Annotated in this window: 20 protein-coding genes and 1 rRNA gene; 5 read left to right on the forward strand and 16 right to left on the reverse strand. The window is 30.3% G+C overall.

Annotated elements, in window-relative coordinates; all coding sequences use genetic code 11:
• A 16S ribosomal RNA gene (locus tag BUB34_RS11220) occupies positions 1-207 on the reverse strand; the annotation flags it as partial.
• Positions 208-811: 604 nt separating this feature from the next.
• On the opposite strand from BUB34_RS11220, the gene trhA reads away from it, so the two are divergent.
• Entirely contained in the window at positions 812-1,459 is a 648-nt protein-coding gene (gene trhA, locus BUB34_RS11225; RefSeq protein ID WP_073127360.1) for a PAQR family membrane homeostasis protein TrhA, read from the forward strand.
• A 182-nt stretch (positions 1,460-1,641) separates the two neighbouring features.
• On the opposite strand, the gene BUB34_RS11230 is transcribed toward trhA, so the two are convergent.
• On the reverse strand, positions 1,642-3,786 hold the full coding sequence (locus tag BUB34_RS11230) for a heavy metal translocating P-type ATPase (RefSeq protein ID WP_073127362.1): 2,145 nt from the start codon (positions 3,784-3,786) through the stop codon (positions 1,642-1,644).
• Positions 3,787-3,797: 11 nt separating this feature from the next.
• Positions 3,798-4,184 carry an ArsR/SmtB family transcription factor gene (locus BUB34_RS11235; RefSeq protein WP_425547729.1) on the reverse strand — a complete coding sequence of 129 codons (387 nt, stop codon included), beginning with the start codon at positions 4,182-4,184 and terminating at the stop codon, positions 3,798-3,800.
• 213 nt (positions 4,185-4,397) lie between these two features.
• On the opposite strand from BUB34_RS11235, the gene BUB34_RS13355 reads away from it, so the two are divergent.
• Complete coding sequence (locus BUB34_RS13355; protein WP_073127366.1) at positions 4,398-5,003, forward strand: hypothetical protein; 606 nt, start codon at positions 4,398-4,400, stop codon at positions 5,001-5,003.
• 260 nt (positions 5,004-5,263) lie between these two features.
• On the opposite strand, the gene BUB34_RS11245 is transcribed toward BUB34_RS13355, so the two are convergent.
• Positions 5,264-6,355 carry a hypothetical protein gene (locus BUB34_RS11245; protein ID WP_073127367.1) on the reverse strand — a complete coding sequence of 364 codons (1,092 nt, stop codon included), beginning with the start codon at positions 6,353-6,355 and terminating at the stop codon, positions 5,264-5,266.
• Between the two features lie 338 nt (positions 6,356-6,693).
• On the opposite strand from BUB34_RS11245, the gene BUB34_RS11250 reads away from it, so the two are divergent.
• Complete coding sequence (locus BUB34_RS11250; protein WP_073127369.1) at positions 6,694-7,422, forward strand: HAD family hydrolase; 729 nt, start codon at positions 6,694-6,696, stop codon at positions 7,420-7,422.
• Positions 7,423-7,446: 24 nt separating this feature from the next.
• A complete protein-coding gene (locus BUB34_RS11255) occupies positions 7,447-8,226 on the forward strand; it encodes a hypothetical protein (RefSeq protein ID WP_073127371.1) in 780 nt (259 codons plus the stop codon).
• A 157-nt stretch (positions 8,227-8,383) separates the two neighbouring features.
• Here BUB34_RS11255 and bioA read toward each other — a convergent pair whose 3' ends face one another.
• The 9 genes from bioA to BUB34_RS11300 all read right to left on the reverse strand — a co-directional run bounded on the left by bioA (position 8,384) and on the right by BUB34_RS11300 (position 15,072).
• Positions 8,384-9,724: an adenosylmethionine--8-amino-7-oxononanoate transaminase gene (gene bioA, locus BUB34_RS11260; RefSeq protein ID WP_073127373.1), complete on the reverse strand. Its 1,341-nt coding sequence runs from the start codon at positions 9,722-9,724 to the stop codon at positions 8,384-8,386.
• Between the two features lie 2 nt (positions 9,725-9,726).
• Positions 9,727-10,413, reverse strand: a complete 687-nt coding sequence (gene bioD, locus BUB34_RS11265) for a dethiobiotin synthase (protein ID WP_073127375.1) — start codon at positions 10,411-10,413, stop codon at positions 9,727-9,729.
• Positions 10,410-11,369, reverse strand: coding sequence for a biotin synthase BioB (gene bioB, locus BUB34_RS11270; protein WP_073127377.1), 960 nt, complete (start codon positions 11,367-11,369; stop codon positions 10,410-10,412). The genes bioD and bioB overlap by 4 nt, the downstream gene beginning before the upstream one ends.
• Positions 11,370-11,372: 3 nt before the next feature.
• A complete protein-coding gene (locus BUB34_RS11275) occupies positions 11,373-11,783 on the reverse strand; it encodes a biotin transporter BioY (RefSeq protein ID WP_073127379.1) in 411 nt (136 codons plus the stop codon).
• A gap of 232 nt (positions 11,784-12,015) precedes the next feature.
• Positions 12,016-12,513, reverse strand: a complete 498-nt coding sequence (locus BUB34_RS11280) for a hypothetical protein (protein ID WP_073127381.1) — start codon at positions 12,511-12,513, stop codon at positions 12,016-12,018.
• A 9-nt stretch (positions 12,514-12,522) separates the two neighbouring features.
• The gene (locus BUB34_RS11285) at positions 12,523-12,960 is read right to left on the reverse strand and encodes a hypothetical protein (protein WP_084120381.1); all 438 of its coding nucleotides are present in this window, start codon (positions 12,958-12,960) and stop codon (positions 12,523-12,525) included.
• Positions 12,950-13,789, reverse strand: a complete 840-nt coding sequence (locus BUB34_RS11290) for a DUF5685 family protein (protein WP_073127383.1) — start codon at positions 13,787-13,789, stop codon at positions 12,950-12,952. The genes BUB34_RS11285 and BUB34_RS11290 overlap by 11 nt, the downstream gene beginning before the upstream one ends.
• Before the next feature lie 294 nt (positions 13,790-14,083).
• A complete protein-coding gene (locus tag BUB34_RS11295) occupies positions 14,084-14,722 on the reverse strand; it encodes a nitroreductase family protein (RefSeq protein ID WP_073127385.1) in 639 nt (212 codons plus the stop codon).
• A gap of 86 nt (positions 14,723-14,808) precedes the next feature.
• Positions 14,809-15,072, reverse strand: coding sequence for a hypothetical protein (locus BUB34_RS11300; RefSeq protein ID WP_073127387.1), 264 nt, complete (start codon positions 15,070-15,072; stop codon positions 14,809-14,811).
• 178 nt (positions 15,073-15,250) lie between these two features.
• Between BUB34_RS11300 and BUB34_RS11305 the strand changes: the two genes are divergently transcribed.
• Positions 15,251-15,748 (forward strand): DMT family transporter, encoded by a 498-nt coding sequence (locus BUB34_RS11305; RefSeq protein WP_073127389.1) that lies wholly within the window; start codon positions 15,251-15,253, stop codon positions 15,746-15,748.
• Between the two features lie 119 nt (positions 15,749-15,867).
• Here the strand turns inward: BUB34_RS11305 and BUB34_RS11310 are convergent, their stop codons facing one another.
• The 3 genes from BUB34_RS11310 to BUB34_RS11320 form a co-directional block, all read right to left on the reverse strand.
• A complete protein-coding gene (locus BUB34_RS11310; RefSeq protein ID WP_073127392.1) occupies positions 15,868-16,998 on the reverse strand; it encodes an iron-containing alcohol dehydrogenase in 1,131 nt (376 codons plus the stop codon).
• Between the two features lie 17 nt (positions 16,999-17,015).
• Positions 17,016-17,159 carry a CPCC family cysteine-rich protein gene (locus BUB34_RS14015; RefSeq protein WP_073127396.1) on the reverse strand — a complete coding sequence of 48 codons (144 nt, stop codon included), beginning with the start codon at positions 17,157-17,159 and terminating at the stop codon, positions 17,016-17,018.
• Positions 17,160-17,199: 40 nt separating this feature from the next.
• Positions 17,200-17,511, reverse strand: a 312-nt coding sequence (locus BUB34_RS11320; RefSeq protein WP_143153381.1) for an IS3 family transposase, incomplete at its 5' end; no start/stop codon positions are given.

The raw sequence follows: 17,511 nt of genomic DNA on the forward strand, positions 1-17,511 counted from the left end.
ACCGCCGGAGCTTTGATATTTTTATCATGCGATAAAAATATGTTATCCTGTATTAGCATACCTTTCGGTATGTTATCCATGTGTATGAGGCAGGTTACCCACGCGTTACTCACCCGTCCGCCGCTCACCCCGAAGGGTTCGCTCGACTTGCATGTGTTAGGCACGCCGCCAGCGTTCATCCTGAGCCAGGATCAAACTCTCAAATAAAAGTTTTGTTTTCCTTGCTCAGACTAATCATTATCTGAATATCTGGCTTGGTTTGTGTTGTTTCAATTCTATAAATTAACCTACTGTTTAATTTTCAAAGTTCAAGTTGTTTCGTTTTTTCCTTTTCTCAAGGACAAGTAATACTATATCAAGTTTTTTATATATCGTCAACACTTTTTTAAAATATTTTTTTACAATCAGATTATATTTTAAATTATCCACACTATCAACAGGACCTGTTGATTATTTTTTTTGCTATATAACTATACTTTGTTATTTTATCCACATAATTATCAACTTTTTACACATTTTTATCAATAATTCTCTTTATTTATCATTTTAAAATACTTATATATTTTTAAATAAAAGGATATATTTCATATATATACTTTATAACTACTTATCATATATACCATATAAATATATTTATATATTAATAATGAACGTGAATATAGTATAATAGTAGTATAGCTTAGAACCAAGTACTAATTTTAATACTGTATAAAATGTATAAATTTAGTGCTTTAATATATAAAATTAAACATGTTTAATAGTAACTTGTATACTATTATTTATTGTTTCTATATTTTAAGGAGGTGTTTTCTTGAACAATCATCTGAGAGAACCCATTAACGGGTTTACCCATTTAGCTGGTGCAGTACTATCATTTATTGGTTTATTAGCACTAGTTATAAAAACAACATTAAATCAACCGTCTGCATTAGCACTAACTGCTGTAATAGTTTTCGGTGTAAGTTTAATTCTTTTGTATTCAGCTTCTGCCACTTATCATCTAGTTGTTTCTAATGATAAAGTAATAAGCTATTTAAGACGTTTAGATCACGCTATGATATTTGTTTTAATAGCAGGGTCTTATACTCCATTTTGCTTAATAGCACTGAATGGTCCTACAGGATGGGTTCTGTTTGGTATAATATTTGCAGCTGCTGTAGCTGGTGTATCATTTAAGTTGATTTGGTTTAATTGCCCTAGATGGATTTCTACAGTTATATATGTAGCTATGGGGTGGGCATCTATATTTTTAATTGTTCCTCTATATAAATCCTTATCTCTTCAAGGGGTGAGCTTATTAGTTTTAGGTGGAATTTTTTATACTATAGGTGCTTTAATATATGCTACTAAACCATCATTTTTAAAATTTAAATCTCTAGGATTCCATGAGATTTTCCATATATTTATAATGTTAGGAAGTTTGACTCACTTTTTATGTGTGTTTAAATATGTAATATAAACTCCAAAAATCAATATTATTAAATAAAAATAGGGTTCTTGATAGACAACACCTAATTGTTTAACAAGGCCCTTTTACTTTTTTAAAAATGTCGGTCTTAGCAACAATTTCCCTAATATTATAAAATTAGTCATGGATATTTATATAATTTAAAAGAGTGGCAGTTAAGCCACCCCTCTAAATTATCTCATAACTCTCATAGAATTTAACACTGCTATCAAAGCTACACCTACATCGGCAAATATAGCTTCCCACATAGTAGCTACTCCACCAGCCCCTAAAATCATAACTATAATTTTTACCCCTAGTGCAAATGATATATTTTGCCATACTATCTTATTTACCTTATTAGCTATATCCATAGTCTTAGATATCATTTTCGGTTCATCAGTCATAAGAACCACATCTGCTGCTTCTATTGCTGCATCTGATCCTAAACCACCCATGGCAATTCCTACATCTACACGAGCTAGTACTGGTGCGTCGTTTATTCCATCACCAACAAATGCTATTTTCTCTTTCTCTGTTCTACCTTTATATAACTCTTCTATTTTATCAACTTTTTCATTTGGAAGTAAGTTTGAATATACCTTATCTATTCCTAGTTCCTTTGCTACATTATTTGCTACCTTTTCATTGTCACCTGTTAGCATTACTACCTTCTTTATTCCTATACTTCTAAGTGATTTTATAGCTTCTTTGCTATCTGGTTTTATCTCGTCTGAAATTACTATATGCCCTCTGTATGTTTTATTTACTGATATATATATAACTGTACCAATTTCTTCTGCCCTATCAAACAATACATTCTCTTGTTTCATAAGCTTTTCGTTACCAGCTAATATAAAATCTCCATTATATAAAACCTTAATACCATGAGCCGCAATTTCTTCATATTTTTCTATTTTATCTAAATCTATTTTCTTGTTATAATGCTTTATTATAGATTGTGCTATAGGATGATTTGAGTTAACCTCAGCTATTGCAGCATATTCTATAAGTTGTTCTTCTGATATTCCAACTGGATTTACTTTAGTTACACCAAATACACCTTTAGTAAGTGTCCCTGTCTTATCAAATACAACTGTATCTACATCTCTCAATGCTTCTAGGTAGTTACTTCCTTTTATTAGTACCCCATTCTTAGATGCAAACCCTATTCCACTAAAGAAACTAAGAGGTATAGAAAGTACTAATGCACAAGGGCAAGATACTACTAGAAATATAAGACCCCTATACAACCAATCACTAAATAAAGCTCCGGGTATTACAATAGGAGGTACAACAGCTATAAGAAGAGCTGCTATAACAACAACTGGTGTATAGTACTTAGAAAATTTAGTTATAAAGTTTTCTGTTTTTGATTTTTTGTTATTTGCATTTTCAACAAGTTCTAGTATTTTTGATACTGTTGACTCTCCAAAGCCTTTTGTAACTTTTACACTCAACAGTGCATTTTTATTTATAAATCCTGATAATACTTCATCCCCTACAGATATCTCCTTTAAAACTGATTCTCCTGTAAGCGCTGAGGTATCTAGCATTGAATTACCTTCAACAACTATTCCATCTAAAGGCACTTTCTCTCCTGGTTTTATAACTATTACCTCTCCTATAGACACTTCCTTAGGAGAAACAACACTTATTTCTGAGCCTGTTTTTAGGTTAGCATAATCAGGTCTTATATCCATAAGTTCAGATATAGATTTTCTAGATTTTCCTACTGCTACTCCCTGTAAAAACTCACCTATTTGGTAGAAAAGCATAACTCCCACAGCCTCAGGTAACTCACCTATTGCAAGTGCCCCTATAGTGGCTATTGTCATAAGGAAGTTTTCGTCAAATACTTGACCTCTAAATATATTCTTTACAGCCTTTGTTAATACTTCTCCACCTACTACTATATAAGCAACTATAAACAATAAATCTGCAAATTTACTTTCTATTCCAGTAAAAATTTGATATATGCCAAATATATAAACAATACTTCCTATTATAAGCTTTATCAAATCCTTCTTACTAACATCGTGATTGTGACTATGATCATGACCATGATCGTGATCTTCTTTATCATCTTCTGAATCAGATATTATTTTTATATCTAAACCTGGTTCTGTAGAATCAATTATATTTATAATTGTAGATATAATTTCTTCTTCGTTTTTAGATTCATTTATATTTACTGTTAGCTTTTTATTTATAAAATTTAAATTACACTCTTCTATTCCCTCTAATTTTGAAACTTTTTCATTTATAACCTGTGCACAATGGGCACAATTTAAACCATTTAAAATCAACTCTTTTTTAATTAAACCGCTACCTGCCATAATGCTCCCTCCTAACGTTTGTACATTTCCTCAATATGGTGTAGTCCGCAGTCAAATATTTGGCTTACGTGGCTATCATCCAATGAATAATAGACAACCTTTCCTTCTTTTCTAAATTTAACTAACCTAGCTTGTTTCAAAACTCTAAGTTGATGTGATATTGCCGAATGCGTCATATTTAATAGACTTGCTATATCACACACACACATTTCGTTTGAAAATAATGCGTAAAGTATTTTTATCCTTGTTGTATCTCCAAACACCTTGAAAAGCTCTGCTAAATCATATAACATCTCCTCTTCTGGCATCTCTTCTTTAGTTTTATCAACTATATTAGTATGAATATCCGTGCATTCACAATTTTTCACTTCGATATCATCTATGTTTTTATTACTCAATTTATATATCCTCCCAACTTTGAAAATCATATATGAACAACTATTCATATGTTATATTATAATAATATTACATATGTCCATTTTTTGCAACTAATATTTATATATTATTTTTTAATATATCTAAATTGCACATATTAGCGCTTGTTTTAATATATATATTATTAGAGTGATTTGTTATAAATTTTCTCAGTAATTTAGGAGGGGTAATTTAATATGAATTTCGATATGTTTCCAAATATGCAAAATGAGAATGTGGATTCTAACTATATATATCCTATGCCTTATATAGATCCTATGATGTATATGAATCCTTATATGAATTCTGGTGGATATATGACTAATATGAATGGTCAAGAAGGTACTCAAAATGGAGGTTTTTCTGATTATCTAGATGCTACAGAGCAAGATTCTAATGTGAACATGCCTAATGGTATGCCTAATATGTCCATGACGCCGGATGATATGATGCCTCCTGGCATGATGCAAGGAATGCCTATGATGATGCCGGGTATGATGCCTCCTGGTATGATGCAAGGAATGCCTATGATACATCCTGGTATGGTTCATCCATCTATGCTTCCTGGACTAATGCAGTGTATGCCTACGATGATGCCGGGTATGATGCCTCCTGGCATGATGCAGGGAATGCCTATGATGATGCCGGGTATGATGCCTCCTGGTATGATGCAGGGAATGCCTATGATACATCCTGGTATGGTTCATCCATCTATGCTTCCTGGACTAATGCAGTGTATGCCTACGATGATGCCGGGTATGCAAACAATGAATATGGAGGAATTTGACGAGGAAGAAATGTAGGTATTTAAAGACTTAAAGATAACTTATAAATTTTTTTATTATTTTTTTAAAAAAGTGTTATAAAAAAAATATCTTTGTCCATAATATTTAATGTATTCCTCATAATATTCCCCCAATATTATAAATACATGAAAGAGGGCATTCTAGTTTATTCTAGAAATGCCCTTTTTCTATTTAACCAATTATTTTTTTGATAAATGTATTTTTAGTAAATCTATTTTTATAAAATCTATCAATCATATAAGTCCTTATACTAATATTTAATCTAAAAAGTCATCAAAATCATCTGATTCTGATTCAACAAAATCATATAAAGCATTTTCTTCAAAATATAGTTTTTCCTCTAAATTTATATAATCAGAATAGTTGGATTGCAATAGCTTGTTTACATATACTTCATCTCTTTCACTATAAGTCCCTACAAAAAAGTTTTCTCCCATTTGGTAGTAAATAGCTTTTATATCATTGTTTATGACATAGGTATTTTCTTTTACATGATCATTGTTAAATTTAAACCTAGTAAAAAATATACCTCTTTCCATTTCACTTCTCAACATAAAAGGATTATCTTCATAAAATGTTTTTGTAAAATCATCTATTTTGTTTTTATCTAAAATACTATATATACTTATAAATTCATGTTTTGATATTTCATCAAAAACTTCGTAGTCGTACATATACTCTTTTCCTGTAACTAACATAGACTTTATTTTAAATCCTTTTTCGGATTTATCTATAGTAAATGCTATTTTACATGTATAGTACCCATCATTATCTTCATATATAGCTTCACTTATATACTTTCCATTCCCTCTATCTACAACCTTATTTTTTAGTAAAGTTCCATTTACATTGGTTATATGCATATTGGAGATTTCTTCATTTTCAGAAAAGTATCTAAGACCCTCTCTATCCCACGCTATAAATCTCATTGTCATGTAATTAATAAACTCAACTTCTTCATCAATATTTTTGCATATTTTAGGATATAAGTCATATATATCTAAATCTGTTTCATAATTTTTTATTATTTCCATATACTCATCTACATTTCCAGGAAGGTCTTTTTCATAGTAGAAGTTTTTATTTCCAAAATATTTAACTAAAAATAGAGCTTCTTCTTTGGTTAATCTAATTTTTTCTGATCCTAACCCACCCATCAACCTTTCCTCTTCCATATATGCCTTATTTCTTATTGGGTTTTTCAAACTAACGTAATCAGCTATTCCTAATCCCTCTGCATCTAATAAAAAATATTGATAAAAAGTATCTTCTTTGTCTACCCAACTTATTACTAAACCTATACTCCCCATCAATCTAGAGTTTGTTACTTTTGCAAAACTAAATTCCATAAAATCACATCCTTAAATCCTGTTGTCTATTTTCTCATGACATATTTTGTGTTTTATATAGTATCAAATCTATATCTTATAAAACCCTTATACATAAAGTCTACACTAAAATGAATATAATTTCTTCTATATTATAAACTAATTGTTGTATAACAATTTATTAATTTTAGAATATCTAGTTATTATCAAGGTTTATACTCACTTATTATGTTAAAAATAATATAATATTATATCGAATTTTTTAATATAGATTAAAAATTCTATAGATAATTTTTTAACTTTACATCTTTTGCAAGTTTTGTACTATAATAGAATAAATGGTTAATCGAGGTGATTTTATGAGAACTACAGCAGCTTTTTTTGATATAGACGGTACTCTTTACAGAGACTCTCTTATGGTTGAACATTTTAAGAAACTAATAAAATACGATATAATCGACCAAAAAGCTTGGTTTGAAAATGCTAGAGATACTTTTATGGACTGGGATAAAAGACAGGGAAACTATGATGATTATCTATTACAATTATGCGATTTATATGTTGATTCTCTAAAGGGATTAGACAAAACTTGTATAGATTTTACTAGTAACCAGGTAATAAAGTTAAAGGCCGATAGAGTTTATAAGTATACTCGTTCAAGAATAAACTGGCATTTAAATAATGGCCATAAAGTAATATTTATATCTGGGAGTCCAGATTTTTTAGTTGAGAAAATGGCAAAAAAATACGGTGTATCCGATTGCTTAGGAAGTAAGTATGTTTTTGAAGATGATATGTTCAATGGTACAGTAATCCCTATGTGGGATTCTATAAGCAAAAATCATGCAATAGATGATTTCGTTGAAAAATACAATATAGACCTGTCAAAGTCTTTTGCATATGGTGATACAAATGGTGATATAAATATGTTAAGAAGGGTGGGAAACCCAGTGGCAATAAACCCAACAAAGGAACTATTGGCCCAAATTGCCAATGATGAAAAAGTATCAAAATGTGTTCAAATAGTTGTAGAGAGAAAAGATGTGGTATACTCTCTATCTCCAAATGTGGATATTTTCGATTTATAAGATGCTTTTGATTAGGAGGTTAATATGAGCTATGATAAAAAAAATTTAGATATTACTTTAGTGGAAGATGAACTAGAAAAATTAAGTAAAAACATATACTTAGAGTCTCCAGATCTTTGGATAGAATTCTCAGATAAAATTGGAGAAAAAAACTTTGATGAAATGATTATTTTCTTTGCTTGTAAATACAATCACTTAACTATAGTAAAGTATATAGTAGAAAATAATCTCCTGGATTTGACTTCTCCCTCTAGGAATAAGTCATTTACTTCAATTATTGACCACTTATTAGCAACTTCTAAAACAAATAACAATATTGAAATTTACAATTATCTTATTGGTCTAATAAGTGAGAATACTGAAAATCCATCAGATATCAGTACACCAGATAATTCTAATAATAGTCTTGATAGCAGTCTGTATATACCGAAATTTATATGCCCAAAATGTAAATCAAATATATTTGAGTCTGGATATAAAGTTATGAAGAGTATGATATACAAATATTCAAGCGATAAAAACAAACCCGTTATAAAATCAGAGGAGTTACTAGACTCAATTACATGCAATAAATGTAATACTGTGATCCAAGATCTAAATCCAGATCTCTTGGAAAACATCTGTATTGTTAATAACTGCAGTGATTGCGGTTCGGATTTGACTGTATCTGGAATAGTAAATGAAACCAAAATGACGTATGATAAAAAATCAAAGAAATTTGTAAGTAGTAATGAATCTTATAGTTGTGCAAAATGTGGAAATAAACTTAACGATTCCCAAAAGGAATATTTCAATATCAAATAATTTAAATATAAATTTCTTCATAATTATAACTTTAGATCTATCTTAATGATTATAAATTTAGATTTACATAATTATTAAGATTTTCTATATAAAAACTCGCTATCTCCATACAAAATATGGTTGCATAGCGAGTTTTTATGATTTTGCATAAGAGTACCTAACCTAATATCTTTCGAATAGATTTGTCACAAACATCAACAACAAAATCTATATCTTCCCTGGTAATAGTTAGCGGTGGATTAAAATAAATGACATCTCCCAAAGGTCTAAGTACAACTCCCATCTTTAGAGCCTCTTTGTAAATTTGATATCCTATACGATCTTTGCTATCAAAGCTTTCTTTTGTTTCTCTATTTTTTACAAGTTCTATAGCGTTAATTAACCCTATATTTCTAATATCTCCTACAAATTTATAATCACCTAAAGTTTGTTTTATCAACTCGTTGAAGTAGATCGAATTTTTATTGGCTTTTTCTATTATTTTTTCATCTTCCATAGTATTTAAAACCTCTATTGCCGCAGAACATGCAAGAGGATTTCCACAATATGTATGGCTATGCATAAACGCCTTGCCTTTATTGTAATCATCATAAAAAGCACTGTAGACCTCATCTGTAGTAATTGCCAGTGCCATAGGCATATACCCTCCCGTTAATCCTTTTGAAAGACACATTATATCCGGAGATATTCCTGCATGATCACAAGCAAACATCTTTCCTGTACGACCATAGCCAACAGCTATTTCATCTGCAATAAGATGTACATTCTGATTGTCACAGCATTCTCTAAGCTTCTTTAAATAAACTGGAGGATATATTTTCATACCTGCTGCTCCTTGTACCAAAGGTTCTATTATAAATGAACATACCTCCTCACCATAATCATTAAATGCTTTTTCTACTGGTTCAAAACACTCCGCACTACAACTTTCTCTACACTTTCCATATTTGCATCTATAACAATCAGGTCCATCTATTCTAATAATATCCATAAGTATAGGTTTATATATTTCTGAATACATACTTTCTCCACCTACAGCTAGTGCACCTAATGTCTCTCCGTGGTATGCATCAGAAAGTGCCATAAACTTTTTCTTTTGAGGATTTCCTGTTTGATAGTGATACTGAAAACTCATCTTCATAGCCGCTTCTATTGCAGATGATCCATTGTCAGTAAAGAAAAACTTAGTAAGTCCTTTTGGAACCACGTTAGATAATTTTTCACATAGAGTAATTGCTGGTTTATGAGAGAAATTTGCAAATATCACATGCTCAAGTTTATCTATTTGAGTTTTTACTGCATTATTAACCCTTTCATTGCAGTGTCCTAATAAATTACACCACCACGAACTAACTACATCAGCATATCTATTTCCTTCTGTATCATATAAATATATCCCCCTTGCACGATCTACTATTATTGGAGGTAACTCCTCGTAATCCTTCATTTGAGAACATGGATGCCATATGTATTTTAAATCTTTTTCTACTAAATCCATAATTAAACCCCCTTATATAAATTTTTAAGTTCTTCAATATCTATATCTAAATTTTCATCTCCATGTGATACACATGCGACTACTGGCACACCTGTTAGATATTCAACTTGTTTTTTATTATCTATATGAAGAAAATTCTCTCTGTCATATTCATTTAAAATAATTCCTTTTATATTAATCTCTAACTGCTTAGCATACTCTACAGTTAGTACAGTTGTATTTATAGTTCCAAGTGAAGCAGATGCAACGATTATTATATCTAAATTTAAACACTTTATAACATCAGATAACATTACAACCTTATCATCTAATCTTAAAGGACAGACTATTCCACCACTTCCCTCAACAGTAATATAGTCAAAGTCTTTTTTTAGACTTTCAAAATCTCTTTTTACAGTATCTATTTCTATAGGGTTTCCTTCTATTTTAGCTGCTAAATGTGGAGATACTGCTGTCTCATATGCATAAGATACCAACTTCTTAGGATTGTACTTTAATCCTGATACCTCACATACATACTTTGCATCTCCTAAAACAAGTTCACTATTTGATCGCTTTGCACCACTTAAAGCTGCCTTATAATAACCTGTCTTTAAACCACTCTCATTAAGTTTTTTTGCTATAAGTGCTGTTACAAATGTTTTGCCTATGTCTGTCCCTGTCCCTGTTATAAATATTCCTTTTGTCATATCATACTCACCTCAAAACCAAGTTCTTCTATCATTTTCATATCATCTTGTATACTTATTCCAGCCGTTGTCAACATATCCCCAGATATAGCTGCATTTGCCCCTGATGTAAATGTAGTTTTGCCCTTTTGCTCTATTAAACCTCTTCCACCGGCCAGTCTAATAGCACCGTCTGGTAAAATAAATCTAAATATTGATACTACCCTTCTTACTTCTTCTGTGGACAATATTTCTGACCCCTCATATGGAGTTCCTAGTATAGGATTTAAAATATTTATAGGTATAGATTTTACACCTAAATCTCTAATGTCTAAAGCCATGTCAATACGATCTTCCATAGTTTCACCAAGACCTAGGATACCCCCACTACAAACTGTAAGCCCTGCTTTTTGTGCATTTTTTATAGCAGCTATTTTATCATCATATGTATGAGTAGTACAAATATTAGAAAAATTTCTGCGTGAGGTTTCTAAGTTATTGTGATATCTATCAACTCCTGCATCTTTCAACTTTTTAAATGACTCATAAGAAAGTAATCCGTGAGAGGCACATAGGGAAATTCCACACTCCTCTTTAATTTGGCTATAGCTTTCACAAATTTTATCAACTTCAGTATCACTTAGTCTCTTCCCAGATGTGACTATAGAATACCTTAAAATACCTTTTTCCTGATTATATTTCGCACCTTTTAGTAGTTCTTCACTACTTAACAATGGATAATCCTCTATTGAAACTTTATAATGTGATGATTGAGCACAGTACTTACAGTCCTCAGAACATCTCCCACTCTTTCCATTAATAATCGTACATATATCAAACGAATTACCACAGAAATAATTCCTCAATTCATTTGCCGCATTACATAAATCCTCCAAATCAACATCCACTAATTTTATTGCATCTTCTTTTGTAATTTGATATCCATTAAGTACTGAGTTTTTTAATTTTTCTAACATTTTCTATACCTCCCCTTTTATAATAGGATATAACCTCTTTGCAAGAATTGAACTCACAAAACATATTAATATATCTCCTGGTACAGCAAGTATAAAACAGTATAATATCAACCCCCTTAAATATCCAAATGTAGGCTGCAGTATATATCCTATACCCCCTCCACCTGTAAAAATTGGTAATCCAACCAACCCTAATATTACGTATAGACCTACTGAAGCAGAACCTAATTTTCTCCCTAAAAGTAATCCTGCTAAATTAGTAAATAAAAATTGAAGTGTAAATGGAACAACAGGTATAGGGACTTTTATAAATGCTCCTATTGCTATAAGTGATGAGAATAGTGAACATAAAATAAGTTTTTTTGTTCTAGTTTTTCTTTTCATGTTTTCAACCTTTCCTTTAGCTATTAACATAACTGACTTTTTATAAATTATATAATTAGATAGTTATATATCTTAAAATTTTATATAAAAAGTATATAGCTAAAACTCAAAAACGTCAACCTATTTTATATTTTGAGTTTACCTAAGTTAAAAAGGAACAATAAAAAAATTTCCCATACATTATAAAAAGCACTGTTAAAGACAACTTCAAATTGTCTTAACAGTGCTTTTGAATTTTAATTAGATAAATTTTAATTAGAATTTATTTTTCTATCTTTATCAGTTTATTTTTTAGCTTGTTGTTGTAATAATCTATAAATGAACTATACATATAATCATAAAGAATAAACACAACTTCAAACATCGCTATCAATCCTAGTTTTACTGGTATATATAAAAAAGGCTTAAGTATGAAATACAGAAAAACCAGTACAATATTAGCAAATACTAACTTTAGTAAAATCTCTACATATACAGGCAAATCTCTTTCTATTATATATTTTATAAGCCCATAAACTCCGAATGTAAAAACATATATCACCCAATGGGATTTGTTTGTCATAACGATAAATCCTAAGACTATAGAAGCAATATAAAATGCGACTCCACTTTTAGGCCCAAATTCCATTATTACAATAGAAATCGGAAGTGACGCTAGACCCATTATCAACAATGTATTTGTAGGTATTATATTCAAAAATAATAATAATATAATATTTACTGCTAATAAAATTCCTCCATAGGCAACTTTTTTACTCATGTCAATCACCTAGAAACAACTTACTAAGTCTCCACCACAACACTCACAGCATGAATCCAAACACCATAATTTCATGCAGTCTCCACAACAATCGTCTGTACAACATAATCCATCACAGCAACAGCAACAACATCCATCTAAGTCACTACGTCTTCTTCTATTATAATTATAAGATCTACTGTTATAATTGTCTCTGTAACCATTGTAGTTATAAAAAGCCTCTTCATACTCTTTGTTTTCAGGCTTCATATCCTTAGCTTTATTTATATACTCTTCTCCTTCTTCGTAATATCCTATATTCATCGCAGATACCCCTGTTAGATAGTACCACTCTGCGCACTTATCTCCAATTGACTTTAATAAATCATAAGCCTTATTGAATTCATTGTTTCCTATTAATCCTCTAGCCTTTATAAAGTTATCATTGTTATATGCATTACTGTACATTAGCTTCACATCCCTTTTCTAATATATTTTTATATCTCAGGAACACTCCAGAGTAAACAATATTGTCTATTATCCCTGTATTAACTTTTATATTTAGATTATCTATATTCCTCCCTACAATTCCTAGAGAGATACTTATAAGTTTATCTACTCTTTCCTTTAGTTCCTCTTTTTTATCTATATAGTCTAAAAAAGGATTGTATCTTCCTTTTTTAAGGTCTTTTTCCAGGTCTTCATAAGCATCTAGAATGTATATATATTTCCCTAAATTAAACCCTATCATTCTCAGCCTTTGTTCAAATTCATCATTTTTATAGGCAAATACCTCACCCATAATATTGCCAAATGTATTCGATACCATATCTATATTGGTATTTCTCTCTTTTTCCAAATTATTTAATTTATCTAACTGTTCCTTTATAAATTCAGCTTTTTTAGGGTATTTTTCATATGCAAGTTCTAATTTACCCTTGTATATATGATACGCTAAGATATCCTTGATTCCTCTATCATCATTTAAGTTATCCTCTAATTTATAATATGCTAATAAAACATTCATACTAGCTGCATATTCTGTTATTTCATTTATTATTTTCTTCTTTTTTTTAAATGGGTTTGTTATACAGCCTTCCTCTATTATTGTGTGCTCAGGTCTGTAAATGGAAGTTAGCAAAATAACCAAGAATGTTATATCGTAATTCAAAGAAAGTCTTGATATTTCGCCGTGATTGTCTTTTAGGTACTTACAAAGCCCACAATAATATCCTCTATAATGCTCATACTCTCTAAATGTCAAATCCATTTTATTTATTTTAACATAACCAAACATAAACGTTCCTTTCTAACTATATAAATATATAAATTATACTTTAATTTTTTAATAATTATATTTTAATTTTTCTTAATTATATGTACATCTGGATTATGCCCATATTTGTCGATAATTTAAACCTATTATATCTCGCTAAACTAATATTTATATATAGTATACCACTTTTTGTAAATATATTACATTTTGCCTAACTAAACTTTATGTATAATAAATTGTCTATAATATATTGACTAAAAAACATAAAAAAGGATACCGCTAGAGTATACTCCTCAAGCAATATCCTTTTATAATTTAATCAATAAACGTAACAACTTCCTCTAATGGCTTACGCTTTGGTTGAGGAGGTGTATTTTCCTCAGGAACTCCTAAAGCTATCATAGACATTAATTCATATCCATCCTTCTTTAGACCGATTAATTCTTCTATTTCATTCTTAGCATGAGAAGGCCCTGTCATATAGCAAGCTCCGTAACCCATTGCTGATGCTCCTAACAAGAAGTTTTCTACTGCAGCTCCTATTCCTTGGGCACCAGATTGTGCTGATGTTAATCTATCAAGTTCTTCTTGACTAGCACCATTTTCCTTTAATATTTTGTACTCTATCATTTTGTATTCACATGCATAAACTAAAACAACTACTGGTGCATTTCTAAATAAAGTGTAGTACTTTATTACACTCATGTGAGTTTTTTGATCTTTTTCTGTTTTTGCAAGTGCTCCGATATGTTCATGGCTTTTTGTTACTACATCTGCCATTTTATCTATTAATTCTTTGTTTTGAAGTACTACAAAGTGCCAGTTTTGTTGATGCTTAGGCGATGGAGCATGAACTGCTGCATCTAATAATTTTAAAATATCTTCTTTAGGTACCACTTCATCTTTGAATTTTCTTATACTTTTGCGCTTATATATAAAATCTAGATTTCCCATATTATTTCCTCCTTAGTATAAATATAATTTTTTAAATCACTACACTATTTTAACATATACCTAATGATTTAAAAACACCATTAATTTTATAGCCTTATTTTGGTCACATTCCCGTTATTATATTCTATGTTAATAACCTCTAATCCCTTATATTTTTTAAATAACCATTTTATATCTCTCATAGTTTGGTTTACTTGACTGTTATCTAAATCCTTTATAAAGTATTTTTTTCTAGTATCGCCGTGATCTTCATTTCTTAGAAAATCTCTTATTATATTAAACGCCATTATATTGGGTATGTTTGTCTGATTTGATTTCTTGCGCCTACTGCTTTTAAAATAAATATTCATATTGTACCTCCAAGATAATAATAATATCTATAAATTATATATCTCTCTAACCTTATATATTCTTAGTATTATTTACAATTTAAAAATCCAGTAGCAAATAAATAATAATTACTGTAATATAAATTTAAATGCTTCTTTAGCATTTTTAGACTTAAGGAAATATACTATGGGGGTAACTATGAATAAAACTTCAAATTCAGTAAAATTTAAGGGAATTATATTGACCTTAACGGGAGGATGTTTTTGGGGGCTTCTAGCAGCTCTATTTCTTGCAGTATATACAATACAACCAGCAGAGTTACTGAGTTACTATGATACTACAATGGTTATTGGTTGGGGAATGCTAATCGGTGGACTTTTATTAATAGTAGCATTTAGACCTTGGAATATGGACATAATAGTAGATTGGCAAGTAGTTGTTACTATGATTGTAATAATACTGTTTGGAACTATTTTATCATTTACATTTTACCTAGAAGGTGTAAAATACGTAGGCCCTACCAAGGCCAGTTTGTACGCCTGTATTGAACCAGTCTCTGCTACAATTATATCTATTTTATGGCTTAAGGTTGCATTTTCATGGATAGATATTATTGGGTTTATATTCATAATATCTACTATTTTTATACTTTCTATAAATAATAGTAGTAGCACTTCTAGTAGTGAAAGTTTATAATGGTTTACTAATTTAATATACATAATAATAAGCCTATAGATTTTGTACAATCCATAGGCTTTTCTAATTCAACTATATTTTTACTATCTTAACTTACTTCATATATATTCAATCTAATATTACAATGATTTCAGATAAATTTCTCTTATATCTTCTTTTGTAAACAACTTAGGATGGTTTTGTATATTTGGCTCAGATATTTTCATACAATTTTCCACCATCCAATCAACATCTTCTTTAACTACTCCTAAATCGCCTAAAGTAACATTTAAATCTATACTCTCTAGAAATCTATTTACTGCATCTGAACAATCACTTGCATCCTTTCCACCTAGTAATACAGATATTTTTGAGAACTTTTCTATATCACTTTCCCAAGATTTTTCTATTATTATCGGAGTCAAGGCAGCTAGACCTTTACCGTGTACAACATTCTTTAACCCACTTGCAGGATGCTCCATACCATGAGGAAGCCCTACTCCTGATGAACCGATAACCATCCCCCCAAGAGTACTTGCAAATGTAACCTTCTCCCATGCCTCTACATCTGTAGGATCATTGCATACTTTAAATAGGTTTTCTCCTAGAAGCCTTATACCTTCAAGAGCTTGCATTTCTGTAAAAGGATTACTTCTTTTTCCTATATAAGCTTCTATATTATGTGCTAAAGCATCAAACCCAACCGAAGCAATTATACTCTTAGGCATTGTCATCATAAGTTCTGGATCTACTATTGACGCCTTTGCATAAATCAAATTGGATTTTAAGGATTTTTTATCCTTAGTCTTTGGATTTGTTAAAACTGAAAAACAATTACCTTCACTACCAGTTCCCGATGTCGTTGGAACAAGAATTATAGGTAATGCCTCATCCCCATGCTTTTTCCCAAATATGTACTCAGATATATCACCACTATTTTTGGTAGAAAATGCTATACTCTTAGCTGCATCCATAACACTTCCACCACCTAGACCTATGATGACATCACAACCCGCTTTTTTAGCTGCCTCTGCACCTTCGTATACAGTTGTTGTCAGTGGGTTTTGTTCAACTTTATCAAATACTTCATACCCTAGATTCTCTTTTTTTAATAAGTCTATTGTCTTATCTAATAGTCCTGATTTTTTAGTACTAGTTTTTCCTGTAACTATAAGAGCTTTTTTACCATACTTAGCGGTTTCAGTTCCAACTTTATTAATTTTTCCTCTTCCAAATAATATATTTACCGGTAAATTATAATTAAAATTCATAGGTATCCCTCCACAATCTATTGTTTTTTTAGTAAACTCTCTTTGTATCTTTTTATTGCCTCATTTAGACTTATAGAATTTGCCCCACCTGAGTAGTCAGGATCTTTGAACTGAGCCTTATCATCCTCCCACCCACATTCTGGGCAGATCTGATTTATAATTTAAATTCTAACATATTATATAATGGATTGTCAACCTTTTTTAGCACACTTTTTTCTCGGACATTAATACTCTATACTCTACAGGGGTAAGATAATTCAATGAACTATGTATTCTATTATTATTGTACCAATTTACATAATCAAATAAGAGATATTCAAGCTCTTCAAAGCTTTCAAAGATTCTATTAAAAGCAAACTCTGTTTTAACAACTTTAAAGGTAGCTTCTGCTACTGCATTATCATAAGGGCAGCCCTTTTTGCTTAAGGAACGATTGATTTGAAATGTAGTTAATAAGTCATCTATTATTTTATTTTTGAATTCATTTCCTCTATCCGTGTGTAATATTTCAAT

This window comes from Asaccharospora irregularis DSM 2635 (assembly GCF_900129815.1).
In the GTDB taxonomy this organism is placed as follows: Bacteria; Bacillota; Clostridia; order Peptostreptococcales; family Peptostreptococcaceae; genus Asaccharospora; species Asaccharospora irregularis.

What these genes read in the sequence shown, in the direction of transcription:
- BUB34_RS11255 (WP_073127371.1), top strand. Translation starts at nt 7,447, where the DNA reads ATGAGCTATGATAAAAAAAATTTAGATATTACTTTAGTGGAAGATGAA.
- BUB34_RS11250 (WP_073127369.1), top strand. Translation starts at nt 6,694, where the DNA reads ATGAGAACTACAGCAGCTTTTTTTGATATAGACGGTACTCTTTACAGA.
- bioB (WP_073127377.1), bottom strand. Translation starts at nt 11,369, where the DNA reads ATGTTAGAAAAATTAAAAAACTCAGTACTTAATGGATATCAAATTACA.
- BUB34_RS11275 (WP_073127379.1), bottom strand. Translation starts at nt 11,783, where the DNA reads ATGTTAATAGCTAAAGGAAAGGTTGAAAACATGAAAAGAAAAACTAGA.
- BUB34_RS11305 (WP_073127389.1), top strand. Translation starts at nt 15,251, where the DNA reads ATGAATAAAACTTCAAATTCAGTAAAATTTAAGGGAATTATATTGACC.
- BUB34_RS13355 (WP_073127366.1), top strand. Translation starts at nt 4,398, where the DNA reads ATGAATTTCGATATGTTTCCAAATATGCAAAATGAGAATGTGGATTCT.
- BUB34_RS11285 (WP_084120381.1), bottom strand. Translation starts at nt 12,960, where the DNA reads ATGTACAGTAATGCATATAACAATGATAACTTTATAAAGGCTAGAGGA.
- BUB34_RS11245 (WP_073127367.1), bottom strand. Translation starts at nt 6,355, where the DNA reads ATGGAATTTAGTTTTGCAAAAGTAACAAACTCTAGATTGATGGGGAGT.
- BUB34_RS11230 (WP_073127362.1), bottom strand. Translation starts at nt 3,786, where the DNA reads ATGGCAGGTAGCGGTTTAATTAAAAAAGAGTTGATTTTAAATGGTTTA.
- BUB34_RS11295 (WP_073127385.1), bottom strand. Translation starts at nt 14,722, where the DNA reads ATGGGAAATCTAGATTTTATATATAAGCGCAAAAGTATAAGAAAATTC.
- BUB34_RS11300 (WP_073127387.1), bottom strand. Translation starts at nt 15,072, where the DNA reads ATGAATATTTATTTTAAAAGCAGTAGGCGCAAGAAATCAAATCAGACA.
- BUB34_RS11280 (WP_073127381.1), bottom strand. Translation starts at nt 12,513, where the DNA reads ATGAGTAAAAAAGTTGCCTATGGAGGAATTTTATTAGCAGTAAATATT.
- BUB34_RS11290 (WP_073127383.1), bottom strand. Translation starts at nt 13,789, where the DNA reads ATGTTTGGTTATGTTAAAATAAATAAAATGGATTTGACATTTAGAGAG.
- bioA (WP_073127373.1), bottom strand. Translation starts at nt 9,724, where the DNA reads ATGGATTTAGTAGAAAAAGATTTAAAATACATATGGCATCCATGTTCT.
- BUB34_RS11310 (WP_073127392.1), bottom strand. Translation starts at nt 16,998, where the DNA reads ATGAATTTTAATTATAATTTACCGGTAAATATATTATTTGGAAGAGGA.
- bioD (WP_073127375.1), bottom strand. Translation starts at nt 10,413, where the DNA reads ATGACAAAAGGAATATTTATAACAGGGACAGGGACAGACATAGGCAAA.